Below are 24,975 nucleotides of genomic sequence, written 5' to 3'. Positions count from 1 at the left end.
ACATCCTGCAGGCCTCCGCATGGCACGGAGCAGTGGATGGATGGTGGGAATCGTTTCCGACTATGGAGGAGATCACAACGCGGAGAAAAAAACATTCCCGAACATCGATCCGAAAAAATATATCCCTGCGTTATCCGTGGTTTACCGTATACAATGGGGAGTATCGATCAAAATTACCCAAGTGAATCGACGCAATATCTGCGCCATTTGCAGGAGCAGGCTACTCTATCATTTCCAACACGTCCTATTCTCCTTTCAGTACAATAAGATAGTTCATCCATTGCAGGTCTGATTTTATTGCAGGGTCGAGACTCAAGAGCATGTTATTGGATGAATCCAGACCAATGGATCGAAGGCACGAATTTTCGGCAGATGGATAAAGCATATGACTATTTGACATGAATACAATTTTCGCAGTGCCTTAAAACAGACCAGCCGTTGGATGAAAGCCATCCACTGGGAGTGTTAAAACGGAGGAGAAAGGTTTTGAACAGAATACGGCAACGCTGGTGAGTGGGTCAAAATTGGATGCCGAGAGTGGGTCTATTTTCAATGCCGATCGACATGCCCTGTTGTCTGACAGAACTGATTTGATATGCTTTCTAGTGGGACTTTATTCCTGACCCCGCTACACGCATGCCCTGGGAAGGGCTCTCATGCGGGACAACCGCGCCCTCTGCATCCATCGTACCTCGGCCCCCATTCATACCGGCGACGACCACCTGATGCGAGTAGAAGTCCGACAGTCACAGACGGCTATCATGCCACCTTGGCGCCTCGAGGAAATCATAGCCGGAAATGAAAGTGGAAATTATTCGTGCGGATATGATTCGGAGACATCCTTTCAAGGTTTGTGGTATAAGTCGACTGAAGTATGATTACGCGCATTATCGATGATTGATATCTTTGAACCGTTTGCTACAAACCTGCAAGTCTGTTCCAATTTTGGTTCTTTCAGAGATGAAAAGTTATACTTTGAACCCCTCACCCACCACTTTTGAGCGTATTTCGAGCAATTTAATGCATTGAAAATCTGTTGGTATTTTATTTGGTATCCGCATTGCTACAGAGACAACCTTTTTTTCTTCTGCTGTAAGTATTTTCCTTTCTTCAGCCCAATACATAAGCTTTCCCCAATATGGGGCGCCAAGGTTAACTACCTCAGTTTGTGAAGCAATTCCTTTGTCGGTCATCTGCAGCAGTCTTGCTTCCTTCTTCGCATCTGATAATTGATTTGTATCAACCAATTCATCAATGAAATCTTTGTTTAGTGTAATGCTCAGATTATCGACCCTCTCCCAACAAAGCTTTTTTTTACACCATTCAGTAACATTGTCAATTGGCCTATCTTCAGCCACGATTATTTTAAAAACTATCCCTGAAATATGTTCAAGTTGCTTTTCCAATGCTTTTGATATTCTCTGCTGATTCCATATATATCGATAGTCAATTGTTTTTCCCCTTGCATTTGCTTTAGTAAGTTGTGAGAGTTTAGAAATTGTGTAAGCAACGACATTGGCTCGGTATCCACCTTGATACCAAGATTGCTTTGATACCATTCGTTCAGTAAATTTCCATATGATCGCTCGTGCAACACAAATTCTAAAATATTCCTCATTGAAATCAACATCAGAACTTTTCCATAATTCTCCAACATGTTCTGCAAAGTTACTAAAGTTCCTCTGGGCACCTAAGCTGACAGTATGAGGGATTTCTCTCCAAGCGTTTTCATATTTTGCAAGATCTGTCTTTGTCATCATCTGTTCACGGGGATTCTGCTGTAGAAACCTTTTTCTTTCGGCTACTGTCATACGAACTTGCTCATTAAGAAATTGACCACGAGCGCGCTCATAAAACCAATGTGTCTCGTGTTGCGCACCAGAAATTGCGGGTGCCCAAAGGCGGCGGGAAAGTTCTTCTATTCTGACATGAAAAGGATGATTTGCGAAGAAATCAGCATCACTAACCTTATTCTGGCTATTTGCAGAGCGTGAAATCTTTGGAATAAGTTCGTCGGCAAAACTTGGCACAATAACTGAAAGTTTCATCTGTACAAAAATCTCATCTAGGCAAGCTTTATCTTTTCGTCTTGCCATTGAAAGAGAAGCTGTTGTTTGTCCACCATTTACAATCTGAAGATCCTCGGCAGAAATGATATGTAATCGGTTATTCTTTTGAGATATCGTTACAGAACTTGCGGTAGCAGCGATCCCATTATTAAACGCAAAGAAGAAAGATGGTTGGCTCATAATTGTATTTCTGATACCACTATTCACACTTTTTGTACCTCGAATCCCAAGGAAAGAGCGAACATTTCTTTCTAAAAGACGGCTTCCATATTTATCATATAAGTTTGCAAGGACAGTCCCAGGAATTACACATAAATATGCTTTATATTGTTCCCCTGTTTGACTAGCTTCTAAACAAGGAATACCATTTTCCAGAAAATCACAGAAATTAATTATTAACTCATCTCTTCCAGTAACTGATTCAAATGACCGATGAAAGCGTTTGATATCCCATATATGATATTCAATAGGTTTCCCGTTTATACTTTTAGCCGGTAAGTCCCTAACTCGAGTACTAAGAATGGCGTCCGTAGCCAAATAAAGCCTGAAGCGTGTAATAGATTGAATGTCGCGATGAATATTACTTGCGAGTGCAAACGCTGGGGAACTATCTTCGAGCTTGGGATGGAGTAAACCTGACATCGCCTCAGCCACAAAAGAACTCATTCGCGAAAACATTACTTCTGCGTCTGTTAGCGTAAGTATTGCGGGTGTATCACCGCCACGGAAATCAACAATTAACAATTTAAATGAATCGTCAGACTCATCAAACGAATAGCCATCTATACATAGCTTCAATCTCCTGTCCTTTACGCCATTTCCTTCAAAGTAACAGTGTTCGAAATCAGAATATTCCTCTGCATCGATAAGCTTTTCAGAAGCTATTGATACAAATGCTGCGCGGGTAAGATCACCCTCTGATGCCGCATGTGCTTTAACAGTTTCAATAAATTCTTTTCTAAAATCGTCAAGATCCACTCTAATTCCTCATTATTTAGCTTATTTCGAAAATTTTACAAGCTTCAAGATCAATTTCATATTTTACTTTTTCTATTCCTATCGGAAGTTGAATTTTGGTGATCCGAGGAAACCCTTCTTTCACAGAAAAATAGCGAAAACCATTAAATTTATATATATAGTTTTTGTATATTTCATTTTCAATAAACCCTGCTTCAGCAACGCGTTCTTCAAACAAAGATAAAGCGTAAGGATCTAGTTCGAAAAGCAGTCGTATTTCATTTACTATATCAATCAGACTAAATGCACCTGTATTACCTTGTTCTGCTGAATCAAGCATTACAACAACCAAAAATAGACGGTTGCCACAATCGCTTAACTGCTCAGCAGATGATATTATAACTTTAGAAGCGCCAGTATGAATAGTTTTCACTTCAATGATACAATCTGAGTAATAAAAATCTTGTGCAGCATCTTGCGGACCCAGCCATCCTTCAATTGAGGGCGTTGGACCATATTGAATCAATGCAACCTCTCTGATATAAAGCAACTCTCCAATCAATCCTCTTACTGCTGATTGTTCAAGTAGACCAGTATGTCCATGCTTAAGAAGACGTTGCCAGTGTTCAAATCGCGCAAGTATAAAACGTGCGGCACATGACTTTTCCGTTATTTTTCTGCTCGATTCAACAAGGTCATCACAAAGGTGAGAAAATATCTTTCGTAAGTCCATTCTTATTAGACGAAACATTAATGCCCAACGGCCATCGTTTCGTTTTCGACAGGTTACGCTAATCGCTTGACTCTGTACTTGTATACGAATCTCATCCTGAATAATCAACAGAAGAATACAATCTCCTGAAACATCCAAACCGATATAGAAATCTAAAGGATGATCTTCATCGACTCGCAGAAATCCTCCTGGTTCAAGCAATGCCCATCGTGATTCAAATGGCATCATTGAAACTCTCCGCATCGTCGTCAACTTCTTCTCTGAAAATGTTTCTCCATTCCACTAGATTAATCCTATATTTAACGCGACGTTCTGCGTCTTTGTCATCAAATTCAGGGAAGCTTATCCCCGCAGCTACAAGAGGTAGCCCACCAGTATCATATTCCTTCATATCGCTAGTGAATGGTTTCAGAAGATGAATCAGTAAAAGCGGTCTCTGCCTTTTTTCGCGATATGCCTTATCCGGAATGTTTTTGTTTTTATTTCGATATTCTTCTTCTATTTTACTTACAATGTCTTCTGGAACGCCCTCCTTTTCTATGCCTCGCGAACCAACACGCATTTTTTCCCCAGATATCAATATGGATTGTGTATCCGCTTGAATCAATACTTTTCTTCGTTGTGGTTGATAGGATATCCCCGCAAATATTCGGGTTGTCTCTGAACCGTTCGGTAAAACAACATCCCAATTTTGAAGTTTCTTTTCGTCTGTTCTTTCCAAGAATTGTATTATGCTATCTCTCTGAAAGGTTACATTAAGTGGATGACTTTCAAATTTTTTAAGAAAACGACAAATAATATCTTTTGGTACTGCATACCATATGTTGTTTTTGTAACGAGACCTCTCGGCATTAAATCCGGACTTTGCCAACTCATCAATCAAAATCTCGACTGCTCCCGCATTTGCACGATTTATTTCTTGTGATTTATATAAACGTGGTGTCTCTGTCCCCAAACCGCTTATCGAAATCACGCGTTCTATTGTTTGTGCTTTCCTCATTTTGTTTCTGGCAGTAACAATTAGTGATTCGGGGTGTGCTCGAACTTTAAGTCCATAGTCATCAGGCGTTAACCCCATGGCACACATTCTCCGTATCTCATCTCGTAATTCTTCTATTGCAGAAGCAATGTGCTGATACCACCCAATTGCTTCCTCTGAGAGCCACACTCTGCACAAATCTGCGTATCCATCTCTATAACCAAACCAGCGCCCCATCTGAAGAAGTGTATCATACATTTGTGAATTTCTAAAAAAATAGCTCGTTGAAAGTCCTTCTAGTGTGAGTCCTCGAGAAAGACTGTTGCCACCTACAGCAATAATTCTTAGTCCAGTATCTTTATGTACTGAATAGTCCAAAGTCGATGCGCCAGTCCGTTGATTTACTGCTCGCACTTCAATTGGCAACGAAGCACGTAACAGTGCTCGTTGAATATTTTGCCATTGAAATTCAGATTTGTTGAATTCACTTTCCCATGTTTTCTTGATTTTTGATAGTATTATTGATTTGCAAGCCTCAGAAGGGGGAAGTTGACTGTAATTTCGTATGTTCCTATTAATTTCTCTTAATTCTCGATCCAGTAACGCCGTAACTTGTTCTTGTACATTTGTGAAACGGCTTACATTGACTAACATCGAGCGGTGTGTATTTGTCTCACCCCTAAGATCTCGTACTGCATTTGAAATAATAAAGAATCGCAGTGCCATTAACAGGCTCTCTGGTAATTCTTCAACGACTAACATTTGTTTATGTCTTGATGGAAACACTTGTTCTGCATCATTAATTTCTCTAATGATGTCCAACCGGCCATTATCTCCAAATATTGCTTGAGAACCGAAATAATTAGTTGGCGGCTCTAAAGAATATATAAAGTGCTTCGGGAAAAGATCATCGCCTATCATCTCGCTATCCGAGTCAGGGTCAATGAAAATATTGGCAAAAGGTGTTGCTGTAAAACCGACATAACTGGACCTGCAAAAAAGATGGAGAAGAGCTCTAATCCTCTCATTTATCGCTGTTGGGTCCGTCTCCGGTGAATTTGTATTAATCGAGGCGTTATCTGCTTCGTCATCAATAAGAAGCATTGGGGTATCAATAACCCCGTTTTTATCTGCATTATAAGATCTTAACCAATTTTCAAGATTTTCGAGAATTTTCTTGTTCTTCTTGACTACCAGCAAAACAGGTTCCTTAAAAGAACTCAACCTGAAACCAAGTGTATTCATAAGAGAACTTTTAAAATCGGTTGTTTTGGACGTAAAAACTCCCGCTGTTCTGCGACGGTCAAGAGATCCAACTCCAACTTCTCTAGTTATCCGTTGTTGTGAAAGCAATCCCGAACTATCAAGCCCCACAAACCCAGCATCAAGTCTTTCCTGTGTTTGCCGACGTAGGTTTTCTAATGTACCGGTCATCAATATAATAAGTTTATACCCTGCATCTGCTGATTTGCAGCATAGTGCTATATATGTTGCTGTTTTTCCAGATTGTACATCACCCATCACAAGACCTCTTCTCGCCCACAAGCCATCCTTCACAGGATCTCCCATGAAATCGAGGATCTCGTCTGTAACCTTATCAAGTGTATTAGTTACTTTCGGGGGCCATCCATTTCTGTTTAAATACTCTTCGAATCTACTCCAATAATAGGGTTCGATGTCAGGTCTACGCGCTGGCAGCCAAGACTGATGGTCTTTCTCTATAATGGCTGCCCCCGTATCCATGTCGATGCGAAGTCGTGCATGTAAGCGTCTTATTACAATATTCTTTTCTTCATCAGTGATTTGAAAAACGGCTCGGAATCCATTTACAAGTTCTAATATTTCGGCCTCTGATGGTATTTGATCAATGTTCACTGTAGCAATAACTGCATTTTCAATTTTTTTTACATTTTCACTAATCATTTGAAAGCTCCCTCAAGATAGATTCTGTCACTGCGGGATACTCACAAAAAGGTTCTAATAAGTGCAGGTTCCCTAATAAATGTTCTCTACCGCCATCAATTACACATGCCGAATTTAAAAGACACTGAACAAGCATTTCTAATTTCTCTTTCAAGTTTTCTCCCAAAGTCTCTTCATTAATTACTTTTAATCGATCTGAAGCCATGTCAGCATAAAGTGCATGTACTGGATAATTATGTTCTAGTGTCTCAAGTATCAGCTCGCATATTTTTCTTTCATCAATACTTAATCCGTTCATAAAAGTCTTAATTATTGGATGGTCACGATTAATAATGTAACTGATGCCTTCTCTTCCTTGGAGACGTGACCAAGAATGGACAAGCTTATCACTGGTCGTTGTTCGTCCTCTATATGTATAGACTCTGCGACTTGTTCCAACAATTTTGTCAATAATTCGTTTAAGGTTTTGTCTGACTTCTTCAGGTGGATGCGCTGTCGATTTCTTTATGTCAATAGTCCATAAATGATCGAGAGAACTTGGTATATCTACACGAACGCGTGCAAGCTTAAACACCTCTTCTTGCCCTACAAGACGGAACCATGTGCCCCATATTATAAGTCTTTTATTCCTATAAATATAGAATCCCTGATTGCGTCTCAAGCCGTCTTCACCGCCGGCCAGCTGCAAATCTTTAGGCTTTAGCTTGCTGGCATGCGGGAGTATAAAAGGCTTTATAGATATCCTATGTTTTTCTATTTCAATGAATTCGTCTTGTAATGATTGTGTTGCAGTGTTCATGGTTAGAAACGGGTCGGACGGCTCAATCGGACATTCATTAAGGTAAATTTCAATCTTCGGAAGCCCTGCCTCACCAGCTAAATATCTATGAAAAACAAGAGACAAGTGACCCCTAACAGAATCCATTTTTTCTTCAAGAGCACGATTTATTGAACTCTCACCTGCACATAAGCGATCAAGATTATGCCAAATGACCAGTGTGCCATGCGCCTGATTTTTTAAATCAGTAAAAAGAGGTAAGGACTCAAGATCTATTTGATCAGGCACTGATAAAATCCAGTCCTCGCGAACTGCTATAAGATCAAGATCCCAACATCTTGCTGATATAATGCCACTTTTAGAAGATAATACTGTAAGCTTCCTACACTGAGAAAGTGATGCGGTCTTAAGACCAAGACCAAATCGACCAAGGTCATTTTCTTCACGAGCACTTAATGGATCTTTACTTCCATGACGCATTGCCTGGGTGAGTTCATCAGATGACATTCCTATGCCATCATCGAGAACTGCTACATAAGGAATATCATATGGGGAAAAGCGGACAGCTATTTTTCTTGCTCGCGCAGAAATACTATTATCAATAATATCAGCTATAGCTGATTGTATAGAATATCCTACAGACCTCATTGATTCTATCAGCGTCGGCGCATAGGGAGGAACTTTCAGTTCGGACATGAATTTTCCCTTTTCTTATACTAGTACACTTCAAGCAATAAGCAATTTCTAAATAAAGAATTTCTTTTTCACCAATGAGAATATGAACATTTTCCTGTGACAACCTTAAAAAACAACCTTACTTATCTAAATAATTGTATTCACATTATAACATACTGATATGCGAGTTATTGGGAATCTTCGCATCAGGATCTGAGATTTTAATCTACTTTCATATAAATGATAATTCGAAGAGCCGGAGAACAATATTACCTTCTTACTTCACAAAATGATTCAGACGACCTCAACCAGTCAGTTAGCGATTCAATGACAGATTCAATTTCACTTATTGTTCTATTCCTTAGCGAACATTCCCATACATTCATAACCCTCCACCCTTTTTTTTGCAATGATATCATGTTTTTAATGTCATTCAATCGATTCCTTTCAATCTTGGCTCTCCAGAACTCTGTGTTAGACTTTGGCTCTGTATATAATTGGCAGTTATGTCCATGCCAGAAACACCCATTTATAAAAATTACCGCCTTGTATTTTGGAAACACAAGATCTGGCTTTCCTGGTAACTTCTGATCGTGAAGCCGGTAACGAAATCCATTTGAAAATAGGGCTTTACGAATGGAAATCTCAATCTTTGTGTCTTTACTCTTAATTCCAGACATCATCCTACTACGCTGCTCTTTTGAGACAATATCTGCCATCGTCTTATTTTTTCTCCAGAATATCCCGTACAATCTTTGCAATCTGATACGCAAGAAACGGAGGCACAGCATTGCCAACTTGGATATATTGCTGTGTCCGGTTTCCACAAAAAAAATAATTGTCTGGAAAAGTCTGTAATCTTGCAGCTTCTCTCACTGTCAGACTCCTGCATTGGTATGGATCAGGATGAATAAAATAATGGCCATCTTTTGAAATATGACTTGTTACCGTTGTTGAAGGGCGCCCTGCCAACTGGACTCTGAAACGGTCATCAAAATCTCCCGTTTTCACACTCTTGTGTTTAGGAAGCAAGTCCGGAGGGAATTCATACAATCTGGGCGACCGACTTTTAACCTCTGCAAATGCAGCCGCAAAAAGATAACGCCATAAATCTTTTGGCATATGTGTACGAGTCTCGTGGTTACATATACCCTTCAAGCGCTCATCTTTATACCACCATTCTAGTTTGTTGATTTTTATATTGTCATCTCTAATAAATCGTGCACCTCTGTCATATTCAAACGTCTTAACTGTACTAATTATTTCAATTAATTTCTCATGCAATTCATTTCCCCAACGTTTTCTAATCCCTTTCATCCATCTTCGACCAATCGCATTCTTGATATGATGTGACCAAAGTTCATGTTTATCTTCTTGTTTCGAAACACCGCTTCTTATTTCGGGCAGATTACCTAATACATCTATTAGAGTAACCTGCTCGTCATCTTGCAGTGTTTCTGGTTCTATGTAAGAAAGATCTTCACGTATGCCCAAAAGAATGACGCGGTGCCTTGCTTGCGGAATACCATGACGTTCTGACTCAATAACATAGTCAGTCGGACTAAGTTGTTTTCCTAATGAATAGGATGATTTCACAGAGAGTGAATGAATTATGTATGCGCAATCATTAACAGGTTGTTGAAGATCACTTATAACTTTACCAAAAATGCTGTTTCCGTTAATTCTTGAAGAAAGAAGACCCTTTACATTCTCCATAACAAAAACAGCTGGTTTGTGTTTTGCAATAATTTTCAAGTATTCTCGATAGAGATAATTTTTTTTATCCTCCTCTGGCTTGTACCCATTTTGATTAGACTTTCTCGCTCTTCCTATTAGTGAATATGCTTGACAAGGAGGTCCACCAATAAGAACCCAATCAGTTCGACCTATTATGGCTTCTCTGATCCAACAGTCGAGTTCTTCATCTTTATTACTGCCAGATCCAAGTTCGAAAAGTCTGGCCTCTTGACTTGCTTGGTTAGCCTCATTTTGAAATTTTTTGTAAAGTTCTTCCTCAGAATTCAACTCCCCTCTAAGAAAAAAATAGTATTCTTCCGGAGCATGTCCAAAGGGAAATTGTCTGAAAAAGCTTCTTAATTTTAATGTCCTGTGGGCCGATACGTCTTTCTCGACAGACAGTTTTATTTTGAAATATGGTGAACCTTCATTTAGCCCAAGTAAAGCAAACCCCTCTCCCAAACCTCCCGGACCCGCAAATAGATCAATGATTGGTATCAAGTCAGACCCTACCTACGAAATTGATTTTGACACATCAAGTTCACCTACCAGATTCGAATCTATGAAGAAATAGGTTTGTTTAAATGCTAACTATTTCTTTATTCTACTAATTGGTTCGCCATCCCCCGGATCCTCTCCCCCATCGCCACCTTCTTCCTCCACTCCTCCGGGATGCCCCTCTCTCCGTAGTATGCCCCGGCGATCTGGCCGTAGATGGCGCCGGTGGTGTCGGCGTCGTTGCCGAGGTTTACGGCCAGGAGGCAGCCCTCCTCGAAGGAACCGCCCTTGTGGAAGGCCCAGAGGGCCGCTTCGAGGGACTGGACGACGTAGCCGGTACCCTTGATTTCGGGTGGCTCCTTGCGCTTGTAGGATCCGGCGGCGATGTCGGCGATTTCCGGGATGAGGGGCTTCCCTTCCCAATAGCCGGGATCGGGCGAGTAGAAATCGGAGAGGAGATCGTTCTTGGCGGCGCCGTTCAGGGCGCCCCAGAGAAGGGCACCGAAATAGCGGCAGGCGTCGACGGCGGTGAGGGCGCCATGGGTGGTGCGGGAGCTTTCACCGGACTGGTCGATGGCCTGCCGGGCGTCCCGGTGGAAGAACATGGGCACCGGGGCCAGGCGCATGAGGGAGCCGTTGCCGGCGGTGAAGGGGTCTGTGGAGCCGCTCAGGGGGTTGCCGGTCTTCTCGAAGGCCGTGAGGGCGGCGCGGACCGTCGAGCCGATGTCGAAGCATTTCCCGGTGCTGCTGAGATAGCCCTCGCGCCACCACCGGCGGTAGCGCTCCATCTGGTCCCTGGCATTCATGCACCGGCAGGCGATCAGGCTCTCCGCCAGGCAGAGGGCCATGGAGGTGTCGTCCGTCCACTGGCCCGGCTCCAGCCCGAAGGGGCCGCCTCCGATCATGTTCACGAGGGGCCGGAAGGTGCCAGGGGCGCTGAATTCTACGGTCGTCCCCAGGGCATCGCCGACGGCGAGGCCGATGAGACAGCCACGGAAGCGTTCCGACTTGTCCATTTGTCTGGCTCCGCACGGGTTCTGTTGCAAGTGAGTGCGACGGATGACGAAATGCCCGGCGTTGCCGGTCAGGCAGCGCCGTAAAGGAGCCCGGTATCAGACCTTGTTTGTTCTTCGGTAACGGGTGCCCGCGGGTGACGAAAGCATGGAGGTTTCCCGCACGGCGAGATTGATAGCACAGCCATAGGAATACCGCAATGCCTGCGGATAATTTACTATGTCATATTTGGTATTGGAATCGGTACAAAGAAGGGCTTCCGCGGGAGAATCCGTCAAGGAAATCCGATCGGTTTGGGGGATGGAGGGTGCTATTCGCTTTTGTCTTTCGTACGGAGCGCGACCGGCCGCCAGGACAGCGTGTCCCTGATTTCCTGGACCTTGTAAAAGCGGTGCATGTTGAAGTGAAAGATCGGGATGCCGGCGCTGCGGAGGGCGTTGTCGACGAAATCGTTCCGGGTCAGTCCTTCCGACTCGATGGGACCCCGGTTGTGGAGCTCCACCACGAACATCACCTCGAACGTCAGGGGATGGTACGCGACGAAATCGAGGTGCCGTCCCTTGATCATGTTGAAGGCGATCCGGTGGGCCATCCCTTCCAGGCCCGGTTTCACCGCGATCACATCAGCCATGCGAACCTTCGCCATGATCCTGTATTCCCCGGCCACCGCCCGTTCAAGGGCGCCCAGGAAAGACCGCTCCGTCGGGCTCATGAGAAAGGTCACTTTTTCATACGGAAAATTCCCTTCCGCACACTTCTTGTTTCTTGTCGGCAAAATCTTCAGAAGGCCCGTGCCGACCGCTGTCAGGAGGAAGACGACAACCGCCGAGGTCAGCATTTTTATGGACATGCCTGCTCCTTTCAAGCCTTCCATCAAACCACTGAATGATATCGACTGTCCCTTCCGCTGTTCCATTGCTCCCTTTCCCGTTATCCGGCCTGAACCTGTCTTCGGCGAGCCGCCTCCAGAGGCCCGACTGGCGACGTCCGGGACAAGTTGGAAATAGCAATATCCGGGGATGTCCGATGGGAATGCGTCTCGGAGCCCCGGACGGCAACGCCGGCCGGGGTTTGGGGCGAACAGATTCCCCGGAGTCCGGCAGGCATCCACGGCGAGCCCCGGGAGACATCCCCGGAAGCATTCAACCTGGTCCACGTGTCGGCTCCGCACAGGATCAGCTTCTGGCACATGCGGCGGATGAGGATCGGCCCGGCATTGCCCGCGCGGCAACACCGTAAAGGAGCCCGTTCAGAACATGCCTGCTCTCTCTGTGTATGAGCAGTTGCGGGTACTATATCTTTAGTTTATTCCCGCATGGGAACGTCAATAGCATAGCAATATGAGCAAAGCAACGCATTATCAATGCGTTATGTCAACATTACCATAAACGGTGGCCGACGGGCGGAATCAATCGGTGATCCGGTTCTTAGCTGGGGGACGGACTTGCAATCCGTCCCTTTCTTTCTTTGCCGCTGCTCCTGTATGATGAGACAGATAATCGGATTTGAAATTGGTTTTTTCCCCTTGGAAACAGCGGCGAAGGAGGACGGGACCATGCGCATCCTGATCATCGGAATGGGCAACGTCGGCCTGATGCACGGGTGGGTGCTGTCGGAGGGCGGCGTGGATGTAACCCACGTCGTGAGAAAAGGTTCCCGGACAAGGCATTCCGCGTCTGTTCCCATGGACGTCATGGATTTCCGCAGGGATCCCGCTACCTGCTACGAGGCAGTCTACCGGCCGCGGGTCATGGACGAGATCCGGCCCGGCGACCGGTACGATCTGGTCATGGCGGCCACGAACCACCTGCAGGTCGTGGACGCCGTGCGGCAGTACCGCAACAGGGTTCCGGATGCGCATTTCCTGATCTTCTGCGCCAACTGGAACGGCCCCGCCCAGATCGACGCGATCCTGCCGAGGAGACGCTATCTCTGGGGGTACTCCGTCTTCAGCGGCGCCAGGGGCAGGGACGACGTCCTCTATGCCAACATCCAGAAGATCTACCGCATCGGAGAGGTGGACGGGAAGAACACGGAGCGGCTCCAGAGGATCGTCGAGACGTTCTCCAGGGCGGGAATCGCTCCGGAGATCAAGGAGAACATGATCGAGTGGCTCTGGGTCCACCAGGCGATCAACGCGGGCCTTCTCGGCACGATCTATGCGCGGCGCGAGTTTCCCTCGAAAGACACCCCGATGGACTTCTGGATCCTCTGCGTCCGGGCCGTCAAGGATGCCTTGAAGATCCTGGCCGCGCGGGGCGTCGACTACGGGAAATACCCGGACACGAAGGTGTTCCTGATCGAGAACGACGGGGAGGCCGCCGCACTGCTCCGGCGTGGAATCCTGGGCGTGCCGCACTACGAGCGCATTCGGGACCACAGCCACCTGGATTCGAACCCGGACGAGATGAGGAGATTCTACCTGGACGTTCTCGAGACGGGCGAGGCGCTGCGGGTGGACATGCCGCACCTGGCGAGCCTGAGACCGCTCATCTGAAGGGATGGAAGCGCATCCGTCCTGTTTTATCCGTGGCTGCTTCAACCGGCACAGATGCTCTTTCGAACAGCACGCCGGCTGAACATCCAAACCGACAACGCATCGCTTCCATTGAATCCATCGTAAGAATCTATTGATCCATCACCCGTCGGAGGGGCTTCAGGAGGACCAGGATGGTGAATCCGGCCGCGCCGGCCACGGCGGCGACCAGCAGGAAGAAATGATCCTTGGGCAGCAGGTCCCAGAAGTAGCCCAGATAGCCGGCCAGGTAGTTGCCGGCGAACTGGCCCAGGCACCAGATGCCCATCATCATGGAGATCATTCCCGCCGGCGCCATCTTGGTGACCAGCGACAGGCCCACCGGCGACAGGTACAGCTCGCCCACGGTGAGGATGACACTGAAGCCCACCAGCCAGAGCATGCTCACCGGAACGCCGTCCCCGTCAAAGGCGTATGCGGCCGGCACCAGCACCAGGAAGGAAAGTCCCAGGAGAAAGCAGCCGACGGACATCTTCGCCGCCGTCGAGAGCTCCCGTCCCCGCCGGGCCTGCCACGCCCAGAACGTCGTGATGAGCGGCGTGAAGAGGAAAATGCAGAGCGGATTGAGGGACTGGAACCAGGTGGCCGGCACTTCCCAGCCGAAGAGATGCCGGTCCGTGTCCGCGTCGGCCCACAGGGCGAGGGTGTTCCCCTGCTGCTCATAGGCGGCCCAGAACAGCGTGACGACGAGGCAGACGACAACCAGCCCGAGAACGCGCCGAGCGTTGCCGCCGTCCCGGACGGAGACTTCCGGATCGCTCTTTTGGTTCGGCACCACCCGTCGCTGCAGGTTGTCCGGCGCCAGCCAGCGCCGTCCCCACAGATAGATGAACAGCCCGGCCACCATGCCCACGCCCGCCGCTCCGAATCCGTAGTGCCAGCCGTACACCTCGCCCAGGGTGCCGCACACGAAAGGGGAAAGAAACGCACCGAGGTTGACGCCGACGTAAAAGATGCTGAAGGCCCGGTCCCGCCTCGGGTCTCCGGGCTCGTAGAGGCTTCCCACCTGGGTGCAGATGTTCGGCTTGAAGGCACCGCTGCCCACGATCAGCAGGGCCAGCGCGGGGTAGAAAAGGGACTCGAAGGCCATGACGAAATGCCCGGCGGCCATGAGCACGGCGCCGATGATCAGGGTCCTGCCCTGCCCCAGGACCCGGTCCGCCAGGAGCCCGCCGAAAAAGGGCGTGAAGTACACCAGCCCCGTATAAAGGCCGTAGATCCGGGAGGCGTCGCCGTGGGAAAACATCAGCTGCTTGGTCATGTAGAAGATCAGGAGCGCCCGCATTCCGAAGTAGGAAAAGCGCTCCCACATCTCGGTGAAAAACAGGATATACAGTCCCTTGGGATGCCCCCAGAGCGTATCGTGCGGGGAAGGCATGCCGTCTCCTTTTTCGTTTTGTGGGATCGGATCCTGGGAAAGGCCGCGCTTCCGGCCGAATCCGCGGATGGGAAGAGCGGAGCGCATCCCCGGCCTCTGCTGAGAAACAGGGGGGCATCCCGATGTTTCTATTGCCGGATCAGGCGGAACCCGATGCTCTTGAACTCCTTCCCGGGCGGGAAGGAATAGCGGATCGCTGTACGGCAGTCCTGCGCGCGGTCCAGCCAGCAGCCTCCCCTCAGAACGCGGGCCGCTCCCTCATCCGGCCCCCTGGGGTTGTCCCGCGGGCTCGACGGGTAGTAGCTCTCCCCGAACCAGTCCTGCGTCCACTCCCAGACGTTGCCGGACATGTCGTAAACACCCAGGGCGTTGGGCTTCTTCTTCCCGACCGGGTGCGACCGGTCCCCGGAGTTGGCGTCGTACCAGGCGTAGTCGGCCAGCTTGTCGCCGCTGCTGGTACCGGCCCATTTCTCGGCCTTCCCGCCGTCGCGTGCGGCATATTCCCATTCGGCCTCGGTGGGGAGGCGGTACTTCCGGCTTCCCATGCCGTTCAATTCCGCGATGAAGGACTGGACATCCGCCCAGCTTACGCTCTCCACCGGGCAGTTTTCGCCACAGTCCTTGAAATGGGAGGGATTCTTCCCCATGACCTTCCGCCACTGCGCCTGGGTTACCTCGTTTTTGCCGATGTAGAAACCGTTCAGGCAGACTTCGTGAACGGGCTTCTCGGAGGGCAGACCGTCCCCGAAGGTATCTCCCATCCGGAAGCACCCGCCCCTGACCAGCACGAACTCCATTCCCGTCACCGGGTCCGTGAAGGTGCGGGCCTCCCCGGCCGGCGGCGCGACCGGCGCCTCATCCCTGGTATCCTCCGCCGCCGCAAGGTCGCGGGTGCGGCCGCCCGGTGCGGCCTTCGCGGGCGTGAAGTAGAAGTCCCCCTCCAGGGAGGAGAGCTCCCAGGGGACCTGCCGGCCGCCCGTTTCCCGGCCCAGATGGTGCCGCACGTTCTTGAAGACCTGCTCGATGGTCAGGCCGGGCTCCTGGATGGACGTGAGGAATGCCGCCGCATAGGGACTGTTCCGGCCGTCCCCGTCCAGGGCCACCTGCCCGGGGCCGGTGGAGTAGGAAATGAAGGTCCCCGCGGGGGCGCTGCCCAGGACGGCCAGCCCCCTGCTCATGGAGCGGAATCGCCGGGAAAAGGGATTGTCGCGGCAGGCGTCGAGGATCACGATGTTCAGGCCGTTGTTGGCGTTGGCCATTTCGTCGAGGACACGCCCCGCATCCAGGGCCTCGTACTTGATGTCGGACTCCTTGTCGATCCGGGCGCCGACGGGAACCAGGTAGTTGACCCCGGCGACCTGCAGCCCGTGGCCGGCATAATAAAACAGCCCCACGCCACCCTGTTTCAGCCGGGTCCCGAAATCCCCGACGGCCTCCTCCATTTCCCTGAGGCCGGCGTTTTTCTTCAGGATCACCGTGAACCCGAGGCGCTGCAGCGCACCGGCGATGTCGGCGGCGTCGTTGACGGGGTTTTTCAGGGCGGCAAAGGTGTAGGCGGCGTTGCCGATCACCAGGGCCACGCGCTGCTCGGCTGCCGGGGCTCCTCCGGCTGCGGCGAACAGGAGAAGGAAGACAAGGGAAAGAAGGACATGCCTGGCGTTGATCCGGATCATCTGGCCTCCCGTCAGCGGTGATGGATGGGGCGGATCCGCCGCCGGACGGTTCGGGCCGGGCGGCAGACCAAGGTATATAGAAATCCCGCCGGCATTTCAATGAAAGACAGGAAATCCGGGCCGCGATGTGATAGACAAGGACTGCCATCCTGCCACGCAACCCCATGAGGGAAACGATCTTTTTCTTTCGAGAGGTCCCATGAAGAGAAGAACATCGAGGTGTATTGCGTCTTCCGTCCTGCTTCTTGCCACTGTTTTTTTCTGCCTCTCCTGCACGACCCGGATCGTCTCCCATCCCATTGAAGGTTCCGCTCCCGCCAAGGGCATTGCCTACCATCTCCCGGCAACGGAGATGACCTACCGGATGACCTTCCGCCTGGCCGACTGCGGCGGAGGCATCGAAATCACGGAAACCGCTCTGGAGCACCGGATCGTTCCGGACCGGGCCGCCGGCACCTACCTGATCGACTCGTCGCGGTTCGGCAGCCTCTCCAAGACGATCCCCCTGGCGAAGATCACCATCGACAACGGCCTGTTGACCTCCATCACGTACGAAGCCAAGGACGACACGAAGGATATCGTCAAGAGCGGCGCAACCCTGATCGGGGAAGTCGTCTCCGCCATCTCGCCGGTCAAGCTGCCTTCCCTCGGGGGCGCCCTGTCGCTCCTGGCAGCCACCCGCTCGCTGAACCAGGAGCCGATGATCCGGTCCTTCCGGTTCACGGGAGACACGAGAGGCTCCGGGCCGCAGGGGGCGAATCGCTGCAACCGGGCCGCGAAGGACAGCCTGGACGAGTACCGCTTCCTGCAGGAGCACCTGAAGGCCATGAGGGGGAAGCTGCACGAGGCGGAGGCCGAAGTCGCCGACCGGAAGGACGGCGCGGCGGACCGGATCCGGGACATCGAGGGCGTCATCGGGAGGACGAACGCCCGACTGGCCGAGCTGGACGCGTTTCTCACCCTGCAGTACCGGATGCCGATCGTGATCGGGGCGGCACAGTGCGAGAGCTTCGGCGAACTCACCTTTGACGGCGCGCCCTTCTCGAAATGGTTCGGCGGCGAACAGGGCGACGCCCTGGGGAAGCAGATCGCGTCCTGGGCCGGGGAGAACAGGCTGTCCTGGACGATCGGCTCCTGCCGGCCCCGGACCGGAAAGGAAGCAAAGCCGGAACGTCCGGAAGGCCTGTATTACCGGATCCCCGCGCAGTGCAAACTGGAGATCACCAAGGACGCCTTCGTCTCGTCGCACCCGGTCGAGCTGATGCAGTGTGGACGGCTCGCCGTCCTGGAGATCCAAAACGGCGCCTTCCAGGACAACTCGCACCGGGTCGAATTCGACCCCGTAACAGGCGAGATCCGGACGTTCGAGTTCAGGGACAACACGGCGCGGGCCGCCGAGGCCCTGGGCGGCGTCGCCGACGCGGCAAAGAAGCCGGCCACCCCGGACAAATAACGGATCCATCCCCTTTCGAAAAAAGGAGACAGAACATGCCCCCGTATTCCAGGCACAGAATCGCGGTTTCCTGCCTGCCGGCCCTTTTGCTGATCCTTCTCCTGTCCTTCCCACTCCCGGCCCGGGCCGCCTACGACTACGAGGACGAATGCAGGGGCGTCACCACGACCACGCCTGCCATGGAGCAGGGCTATTTCGGGAAGGACCGGACGATCGACACGAAGATCTGCCTGGGCCCCGGAACCTACAACTACGCATACGTCAATATCATCGACGGCGGGAAACTGATCTTCCTGGACGCGAAGACCGACTTCTGGGCCCGCTCCATCCTGATCGAAAAGGGCGGAAGCCTCGTCGCCGGCTCTCCGGACCATCCGTTCGGGAAGAAGGACCTGAAGAACGTCCTCACGATCCATCTCTACGGAAGCGAAAAGGATAAGGGCATTGCATGCCTGACGAAGGGAAACACCTGCGGCGTTCCCGAGGATGCCTGGCTCCACGGGGACGACCAGAAGGTCAAGGGCCTGCCGGGCGGAGCAGCGGACGACTACTTCTACGCCTACAAGCCCCTTCCCACGGACGACGATGCGGGTCCGAACGCCTATTTCGGCCGCAAGGTCCTGGCCCTCTCCTACGACGGCTCCCTGCTTCTCTTCGGGCGGAAGGGGGCGACCTACAGGGACCTCGATCCGGGCGACCCGGGCACGAGCTGGGGAAGGCTCTCCGCCAGCGTGTACAGCAAGGAGCTGAAGCTGGACCTCGACCGGATCGTGGAAGACTGGGACGAAGGCGACCAGATCGTCGTCACGACGACGGACTACCTCCCCGGCCACTCGGAAGTGCAGACGATTGCAAGCATCCAGAAGGACAACCGGGAGTCGGACATCTTCCTGAAGGGAGCCGTGGCCTACCCGCACTCCGGGGAGGCGTATTCGCTGGCCAGGCACGACATCCCGGACCGCCTGACCAAAGACGGCCTCCGCCGGCAGTCCGTGGAGACCCGGGCCGCCGTGGGGCTCCTGTCGCGGAGCATCCGGATCGTCTCGGAGGCGTGTGCCGACTATGACGGCTCGACCTGCCTGGGCATGCCCGAAAAGGAGGGGGTCTTCTTCGGGGGCCACACAATCGTTCGCCAGGGGTTCCGGCAGTTCCAGGTGCAGGGCGTCGAGTTTCGCCAGCTCGGGCAGGGCGGCCGGCCGGCCCACAGCCCGGTCAACTTCCACCTGACCCGGCGGGCACCGAAAAACACATTCGTCCGGGACTGCTCCATCAACGAGTCGATGACCCGCTGGATCGAGCTGAGAGGCGCGCAGAACGTCACCCTGGAGCGCAACGTCGCCTACAGGTCCATCGGCCACGGCTACGTCCTCGCCGAGGGGACCGAAACGGACAACATCCTTCGGGCCAACCTCGGCGTCTATGCCCGCCCCGCCGTGGAATACCGCGACAACCCCCGCAGGGTACCCGGGATCAACGTCAAGACGAGCGGCAAGCAGTTCCTCCAGGACGGCGGGGATTACATCCACCCCTCGGTCTTCTTCATCATGAACGGCTACAACACGATCGAGAACAACATGGCCGCGGGCGCCGGAACCTGCGGCTCCTGCTACTGGTTCGTCCCGTCCCTGGTCAGCGGCCTTTCCCGGAACAAGAAGTGGGAGGGCTACGCCGCCATCCAGGTCACCAAGTCGGGAACGGCGCCGATCCGGAGCTTCAGGGGGAATTTCTGCAGCACGGCCCAGCACTCGCTGATCACCGTCGACACGACCGGTGTCTGCCGGGGTGTCTACACGGACAAGGCCCCGGACAGCCCGGCCCTGCACCCCGTCGCGAACCCTTTCGCAAAGCAGTTCGAAGACCTGCATCCCATCGTCCCGGTCGGGGCCTTTCTCCTGCCGACTCGGTGCACAACGACGCCGAAGCACCCGGACGACCTCTCCTGCCCCTCCGTAAACGCCGCCGACGACCCCCTGTACTGCCTCAAGGGACAGACGGACAACTGCGTCATCAGCGCCATCCAGTCCTACACGTCGTCCTTTCACTGGGCGCAGCAGAATTTCGGGGCCATCTGGCTCCGGTCCAACTGGTTCCTCCTGACGGACAGCGCCCTGACGGACGTCCTGAACGGCGGCCTGACGATGGTCTCCGGCGGCAGCTACGACCAGGTGTACAATGGCTACTGGGCTCTCACGCGGCGCAGCGTCTTCATCGGCAGCACCCAGGACGAGGCGAAGAATCCCTACGCGACCAGCGCCGGCCCCGCCATCGGCGACAGGACCGGACTGAAGTGCGCGGACGGGGGGGAGGCCTACTGCCTCATGAAGGATGAGGGGGTCAGCTATCCCACGGACAACTTCGCCATGTACCAGCGGCTCTACAACATCTACGACGGGCCGGTGTACCAGGAGAGCAACGCCTTCCTGAACATCCGCCGGCGCGTTCTGAAGTGCAGCGATCCGTCCAACGGGATCTGCAACGACAGCGGCTTCATGTACGGCCCCGGAAACCGGAGCCTGGGCATTCCGAAGGCCAAGGAGGGCGCGGACCGCGGGCAGTGCATCCTGCCGAACGCGGCCATCGGCTGGAAGCAGCCCAACGCGTTCTACTATCCGCCGGCCTTTCATTCGAAGAACCTCTACTTCAACGGCGTGGACATCCGGCATTTCATCATCGTCCCGCTCTTCAAGCCGGGCACCGCAATCGTGGACGCGGCCAAGGTGAAGAGGGAATACTGCACGTTCCACAGGAGCACCGTGGCGGACCTCTTCAGCACGGATTTCACCGACATCGACCGCCAGACGGAGCTGAACGACGACGACGGCACCCTGAGCGGGCTGGCGGGTGCGAAAGACTCCGGGGGCGGCCGGACCCTCGACTGGACGATCTCCGTGAACCGGGACCGGTATTTCGAGACGCCCAGGGAGACGGTGGAATGCCTCTCCGAGCAGTCCTGCTTCCAGGTCCCCTACGATTACGTCTCCGCCGTCGTCTACCCGGAGTGCGCGGGCCGTGGTAAGGGAACCTGCGACGACGTCAACAAGTGGGCATCCCTCTGCGAAAACAGGTTCTGCTACGGCATTCCCCTCTACCGGCAGTACCTGATCGACCGTCCCGAGCCCATGCTGGGCGATCAGGTCGTTCTGAGCGCAGGGGATCCGTTCGCGGAGCCCATGGAAATCCTGCCGATCCAGGGCATCCGGCTCCAGGATCCGGCCAACGGTGGCAAGACGACCGTCACGGTCGATACGGACAAGGTCTCCTGCTCGGGCGCCGCCTGCGATGCCTACAAGTCCGTCCGGCGGGTCAACTCCGATGCCTGCATCAGCTCCCTCGCCATCCAGGACGCCGAGTCGAAGGACAAGGGCGCCACTACGTTCAAGCTGAAGGGCGTGGTGAACTGGCAGGCCGGGGATCCCGTCATCATCACGGATCCCTACGACAGCAAGAAGGAGATGCACACCCTGTCCCGCGTGGACCGGACGGCTCCCGGCCCGGGGGCGTATTCGACCATCACGATCTCGAGCGGGATCACCTGCGAAACCTGCAAATACTCGTACGGCGTGGTGAAGCGCATCGACCCGTCGGGCAACTGTCTGAGCCCCGCCGGCCTGGCCAAAAGCGTCGTGAAAGGCGGCGACGGCACGACCCTCTTTCTGGACCGGGTGGTCGACTGGAACCGGGGCGAGTACGCCAGTCCCGAGCAGAGCATCCGCATGATGGGCGCCGACCTGTTCCAGCGGAGCAGCCTGATCGTCAACAACGGCGCCTACTACCTCGACACGACCGTCAGCGGGGACACGCAGAGGACCGAAACGCAGGCCATCGCCGGCCAGTCGCAGCCGGCAAACGTCACCGTCTTCGAGGAGGGCAAGCGCTACAACGTCTTTCTCCTCTACACCAAGCCCGCCACCCGGGTGACCTTCCAACTCTTCGTCGGGAAGGGCCGGGACAAGGCCGCGACCGAGGCCGACACCGGCCTGGTTCGCGTGGGCCTCAACCGGACGATCGAGGGCGAGGGAATCGGGCAGAATCCGGAGCCCCGGGCGGACAACGCCGCCGTCATCATCAAGCCGATCAACATCGCGGTGCAGAAGAACTGGCCCGCATCCTGGACGCGGAGCTACGACGCGGGAAGCGGCATCCTGACCGTGACCATGGACATGGGGGAATTCCGGAAGGCCTTCGACGACGGGGTGGCGGAATCCTGCCGGCCCGCAACTTTCTGCGAATGGAATGCCGCCAGGAAGGCATGCCAGTACAAGAAGCAGGACATCATCGACTTCCAGGGAGACGACGCCATCTGCCAGTGGTCCGTAAAGGCCATGGAGTGCCCCAGCGGCGGCTGCTTCGGCTTCCAGTTCGGACTGCCGGCCGATTTCCGGAGGGACGACGCGAACCACCGGCCCGCCCCGGTGAAATATGCGGACTGCGGAAAAATCGACACCAAATGCTCGTTCGACAAGGCCTGGAACGTCGACTGGGCGTACCCGTCGGACCCGAAGCTCCCCGTCGATCCGGCCCTGCCGGAGCAGTTCGAAGAGCTCATGATCAAGGACGTCCGGTTGGACGACGCCACGAACCGGTCCGTCGTCACCGTCAGCACGCCCGTCCAGTCCGACGGGAAAACCTACCAGGCGGTCCGCCGCATGGATTCCGGGAGCGGGCAGGTCACCGGATGGGCCTGGCTGGCGAAGGACGCGACGGTGAACAAGGGGGACGTCGAGTTGAAGCTGGACCGGGCCGTGGACTGGAAAGCCGGGGACAGGATCGCCGTCACCGCGGCGAGCCGGTGCGACTACAAAAATCAGATGCCGTCGCCTCTCCCGGTTGACCTGTGGCGATGAGAAGAGCCTTTTATCTGTTTCCTTTTCTGCTTTTCCTCTTCCTGGTCCTGCCGGGTCCGGGAGGGCAGGAAACGGGGGCGGCACCGGGTGGCGGGATCAGCGGCACCGTCAGCGACGACCGGGGACCCGTGGCCGGCGCCCGTGTCCGGATCCAGGGCGCGAAGGACTTCGTCGTGTCGGACGCCGCCGGCGGCTTTGCGATCCGGGACGTGCCGGCCGGAAAGCCAGTCCGTGTGAGCGCCTGGAAGGACGGCTGGTACTGCGCCATCGCCCGCGATGTGAAGGCCCCGAAAGAGGGCCTCCGGATCCGGATGATCCGCTATCAGATCAACGACAACACGAAGTACGAGTGGATCCCGCCGGAGGGGAAAAACGGCTGCTCCTCCTGCCACAACGCGTCCCTCATCGCCATGAGCCTCGAGGACGCGCACCTGAAATCCGCCGTGAACCCGCGCTTCCTGACCATGTACGCGGGCACGGACACGAAGGGAAACAAAAGCCCGCCCACGCGCTATGCACCGGGAACCGGCGCATGGAGCACGTCCCTCCTCCCGCAGCGCCCCGATCCGGCCGGGCCGTATCACGGGCCGGGCTTCGTCCAGGACTTTCCGGACACCGCCGGAAGCTGCTCCGCCTGCCATGTGCCGGGGGCCTCGCTCTCCGGGAACGTCGATCCCAGATTCGTGAAAGGCGCCGACCGGTACGGTGTTCACTGTGACTTCTGCCACAAGGTCGCGGACGTCCACCTGGACCCGGTCACCCGGATGCCCTTTCGGGACGTCCCGGGCGTCCGCGCCATGTCCGTCCGCAGGCCTTTCACGGACGACCCGGATCGGCCGCAGCTCTTCTTCGGCACCTTCGAGGACGACAACGTCCCCGAGGAGGACACGAACCTGCCGCTGCTCAGGGAAAGCCGCTACTGCGCCCCCTGCCACTTCGGCGTCTTCTGGGACACGGTGGTCTACAACTCCTACGGGGAATGGCTGAAGAGCCCCTACGCCGATCCGAAGTCAGGCCGGGCGAAGACCTGCCAGGAGTGCCACATGCCCTCCCCGGCGATCCACAGGGGAAAGGCCCTGACCAACGTGGCGCCCGGGAAGGGCGGCATCGACCGCGACCCCGCCGCCATTCACAACCACAACATGACGGTCAGCCCGGAGCTTCTTCGCAATTCCCTCTCCATGAGTGCCGCGGCGCAGAGGAAAAACGGACGGCTCACCGTAACGATCAATCTGTACAACGACCGGACGGGGCACCATGTCCCCACGGACACCCCCCTCCGGCACCTGATCCTCCTGGTGGAGGCCCGGGACGGGCGCGGGAGACCGCTCCCGCAGGTGGATGGACCGGTCCTTCCGGATTGGTGCGGATCCTCTAAGGGAAGACGGGGGCACTACGGAGGCAGGCCCGGCAAGGCCTATGCGAAAGTGCTCAAGGAGAGGTGGACGGAGGTCGTCCCCGCCGCGGCCTACTGGAAGCACACCGACCTCGTCAGCGACAACCGGCTGGCTGCCTTCGCCCGCGATGCATCGTCCTTTGCGTTCGACCCGCCGGCGAAGGGCAAGGCCACGGTCACCGTCACGCTCCTCTACCGCCGGGCGTTCATCGGGCTCATGGAGCAGAAGGGCTGGGACACGCCCGACATCGTCATGGCGAGATGGAGCCGGGCCGTGAACTGACCATCCCACAGGGGGACCGAGCCTCTCTCCCTTCCCGGGACACGGTGGC

General features: G+C 53.8%; 14 protein-coding genes. 4 read left to right on the top strand and 10 right to left on the bottom strand.

Annotation, left to right across the window (positions count from 1 at the left end; all coding sequences use genetic code 11):
- Positions 1–968: 968 nt before the first annotated feature.
- From PLO63_05690 to PLO63_05655, 8 genes are all read right to left on the bottom strand, one after another.
- Positions 969–3,047, bottom strand: coding sequence for an AIPR family protein (locus PLO63_05690; protein ID HOI73624.1), 2,079 nt, complete (start codon positions 3,045–3,047; stop codon positions 969–971).
- A 16-nt stretch (positions 3,048–3,063) separates the two neighbouring features.
- Positions 3,064–3,987 (bottom strand): PD-(D/E)XK motif protein, encoded by a 924-nt coding sequence (locus PLO63_05685; protein HOI73623.1) that lies wholly within the window; start codon positions 3,985–3,987, stop codon positions 3,064–3,066.
- Positions 3,974–6,661, bottom strand: a complete 2,688-nt coding sequence (locus PLO63_05680; GenBank protein ID HOI73622.1) for a Z1 domain-containing protein — start codon at positions 6,659–6,661, stop codon at positions 3,974–3,976. Before PLO63_05680 ends, PLO63_05685 begins: the two co-directional genes overlap by 14 nt.
- A complete protein-coding gene (locus PLO63_05675; protein HOI73621.1) occupies positions 6,654–8,135 on the bottom strand; it encodes an ATP-binding protein in 1,482 nt (493 codons plus the stop codon). Before PLO63_05675 ends, PLO63_05680 begins: the two co-directional genes overlap by 8 nt.
- Positions 8,136–8,383: 248 nt before the next feature.
- Positions 8,384–8,833 carry a very short patch repair endonuclease gene (locus PLO63_05670; protein ID HOI73620.1) on the bottom strand — a complete coding sequence of 150 codons (450 nt, stop codon included), beginning with the start codon at positions 8,831–8,833 and terminating at the stop codon, positions 8,384–8,386.
- Positions 8,834–8,837: 4 nt separating this feature from the next.
- Positions 8,838–10,352 (bottom strand): DNA cytosine methyltransferase, encoded by a 1,515-nt coding sequence (locus PLO63_05665; protein ID HOI73619.1) that lies wholly within the window; start codon positions 10,350–10,352, stop codon positions 8,838–8,840.
- A 98-nt stretch (positions 10,353–10,450) separates the two neighbouring features.
- Positions 10,451–11,365 (bottom strand): ADP-ribosylglycohydrolase family protein, encoded by a 915-nt coding sequence (locus tag PLO63_05660; GenBank protein ID HOI73618.1) that lies wholly within the window; start codon positions 11,363–11,365, stop codon positions 10,451–10,453.
- A gap of 308 nt (positions 11,366–11,673) precedes the next feature.
- On the bottom strand, positions 11,674–12,213 hold the full coding sequence (locus PLO63_05655) for a DUF2726 domain-containing protein (GenBank protein HOI73617.1): 540 nt from the start codon (positions 12,211–12,213) through the stop codon (positions 11,674–11,676).
- Positions 12,214–12,918: 705 nt separating this feature from the next.
- Here PLO63_05655 and PLO63_05650 point away from each other — a divergent pair.
- The gene (locus tag PLO63_05650) at positions 12,919–13,860 is read left to right on the top strand and encodes a 2-dehydropantoate 2-reductase N-terminal domain-containing protein (protein ID HOI73616.1); all 942 of its coding nucleotides are present in this window, start codon (positions 12,919–12,921) and stop codon (positions 13,858–13,860) included.
- Between the two features lie 130 nt (positions 13,861–13,990).
- Here PLO63_05650 and PLO63_05645 read toward each other — a convergent pair whose 3' ends face one another.
- Together PLO63_05645 and PLO63_05640 are read right to left on the bottom strand one after the other, a co-directional pair.
- On the bottom strand, positions 13,991–15,277 hold the full coding sequence (locus PLO63_05645) for a peptide MFS transporter (protein HOI73615.1): 1,287 nt from the start codon (positions 15,275–15,277) through the stop codon (positions 13,991–13,993).
- Positions 15,278–15,405: 128 nt separating this feature from the next.
- Positions 15,406–16,950, bottom strand: coding sequence for an SUMF1/EgtB/PvdO family nonheme iron enzyme (locus tag PLO63_05640; protein HOI73614.1), 1,545 nt, complete (start codon positions 16,948–16,950; stop codon positions 15,406–15,408).
- 199 nt (positions 16,951–17,149) lie between these two features.
- On the opposite strand from PLO63_05640, the gene PLO63_05635 reads away from it, so the two are divergent.
- From PLO63_05635 to PLO63_05625, 3 genes are read left to right on the top strand one after another with little or no spacing between them, the layout of a single operon-like run.
- Positions 17,150–18,403, top strand: a complete 1,254-nt coding sequence (locus PLO63_05635; GenBank protein HOI73613.1) for a hypothetical protein — start codon at positions 17,150–17,152, stop codon at positions 18,401–18,403.
- Positions 18,404–18,438: 35 nt separating this feature from the next.
- Positions 18,439–23,247 carry a G8 domain-containing protein gene (locus tag PLO63_05630; protein ID HOI73612.1) on the top strand — a complete coding sequence of 1,603 codons (4,809 nt, stop codon included), beginning with the start codon at positions 18,439–18,441 and terminating at the stop codon, positions 23,245–23,247.
- Positions 23,244–24,926, top strand: coding sequence for a carboxypeptidase-like regulatory domain-containing protein (locus PLO63_05625; GenBank protein HOI73611.1), 1,683 nt, complete (start codon positions 23,244–23,246; stop codon positions 24,924–24,926). The genes PLO63_05630 and PLO63_05625 overlap by 4 nt, the downstream gene beginning before the upstream one ends.
- Positions 24,927–24,975: the final 49 nt, after the last annotated feature.

It is taken from the genome of Syntrophales bacterium (assembly GCA_035363115.1).
Taxonomy (GTDB): Bacteria; Desulfobacterota; Syntrophia; order Syntrophales; family PHBD01; genus PHBD01.
Note: the sequence above shows the minus strand (reverse complement) of the source record. Positions and strands in the feature narration are given on the sequence as shown.

Excerpts from the sequence above, each read along its gene's own strand:
- PLO63_05655 (HOI73617.1), bottom strand. The coding sequence starts at position 12,213 with ATGTCCATAAAAATGCTGACCTCGGCGGTTGTCGTCTTCCTCCTGACA.
- PLO63_05675 (HOI73621.1), bottom strand. The coding sequence starts at position 8,135 with ATGTCCGAACTGAAAGTTCCTCCCTATGCGCCGACGCTGATAGAATCA.
- PLO63_05640 (HOI73614.1), bottom strand. The coding sequence starts at position 16,950 with ATGATCCGGATCAACGCCAGGCATGTCCTTCTTTCCCTTGTCTTCCTT.
- PLO63_05685 (HOI73623.1), bottom strand. The coding sequence starts at position 3,987 with ATGATGCCATTTGAATCACGATGGGCATTGCTTGAACCAGGAGGATTT.
- PLO63_05625 (HOI73611.1), top strand. The coding sequence starts at position 23,244 with ATGAGAAGAGCCTTTTATCTGTTTCCTTTTCTGCTTTTCCTCTTCCTG.
- PLO63_05670 (HOI73620.1), bottom strand. The coding sequence starts at position 8,833 with ATGGCAGATATTGTCTCAAAAGAGCAGCGTAGTAGGATGATGTCTGGA.
- PLO63_05645 (HOI73615.1), bottom strand. The coding sequence starts at position 15,277 with ATGCCTTCCCCGCACGATACGCTCTGGGGGCATCCCAAGGGACTGTAT.
- PLO63_05660 (HOI73618.1), bottom strand. The coding sequence starts at position 11,365 with ATGGACAAGTCGGAACGCTTCCGTGGCTGTCTCATCGGCCTCGCCGTC.
- PLO63_05635 (HOI73613.1), top strand. The coding sequence starts at position 17,150 with ATGAAGAGAAGAACATCGAGGTGTATTGCGTCTTCCGTCCTGCTTCTT.
- PLO63_05630 (HOI73612.1), top strand. The coding sequence starts at position 18,439 with ATGCCCCCGTATTCCAGGCACAGAATCGCGGTTTCCTGCCTGCCGGCC.
- PLO63_05680 (HOI73622.1), bottom strand. The coding sequence starts at position 6,661 with ATGATTAGTGAAAATGTAAAAAAAATTGAAAATGCAGTTATTGCTACA.
- PLO63_05650 (HOI73616.1), top strand. The coding sequence starts at position 12,919 with ATGCGCATCCTGATCATCGGAATGGGCAACGTCGGCCTGATGCACGGG.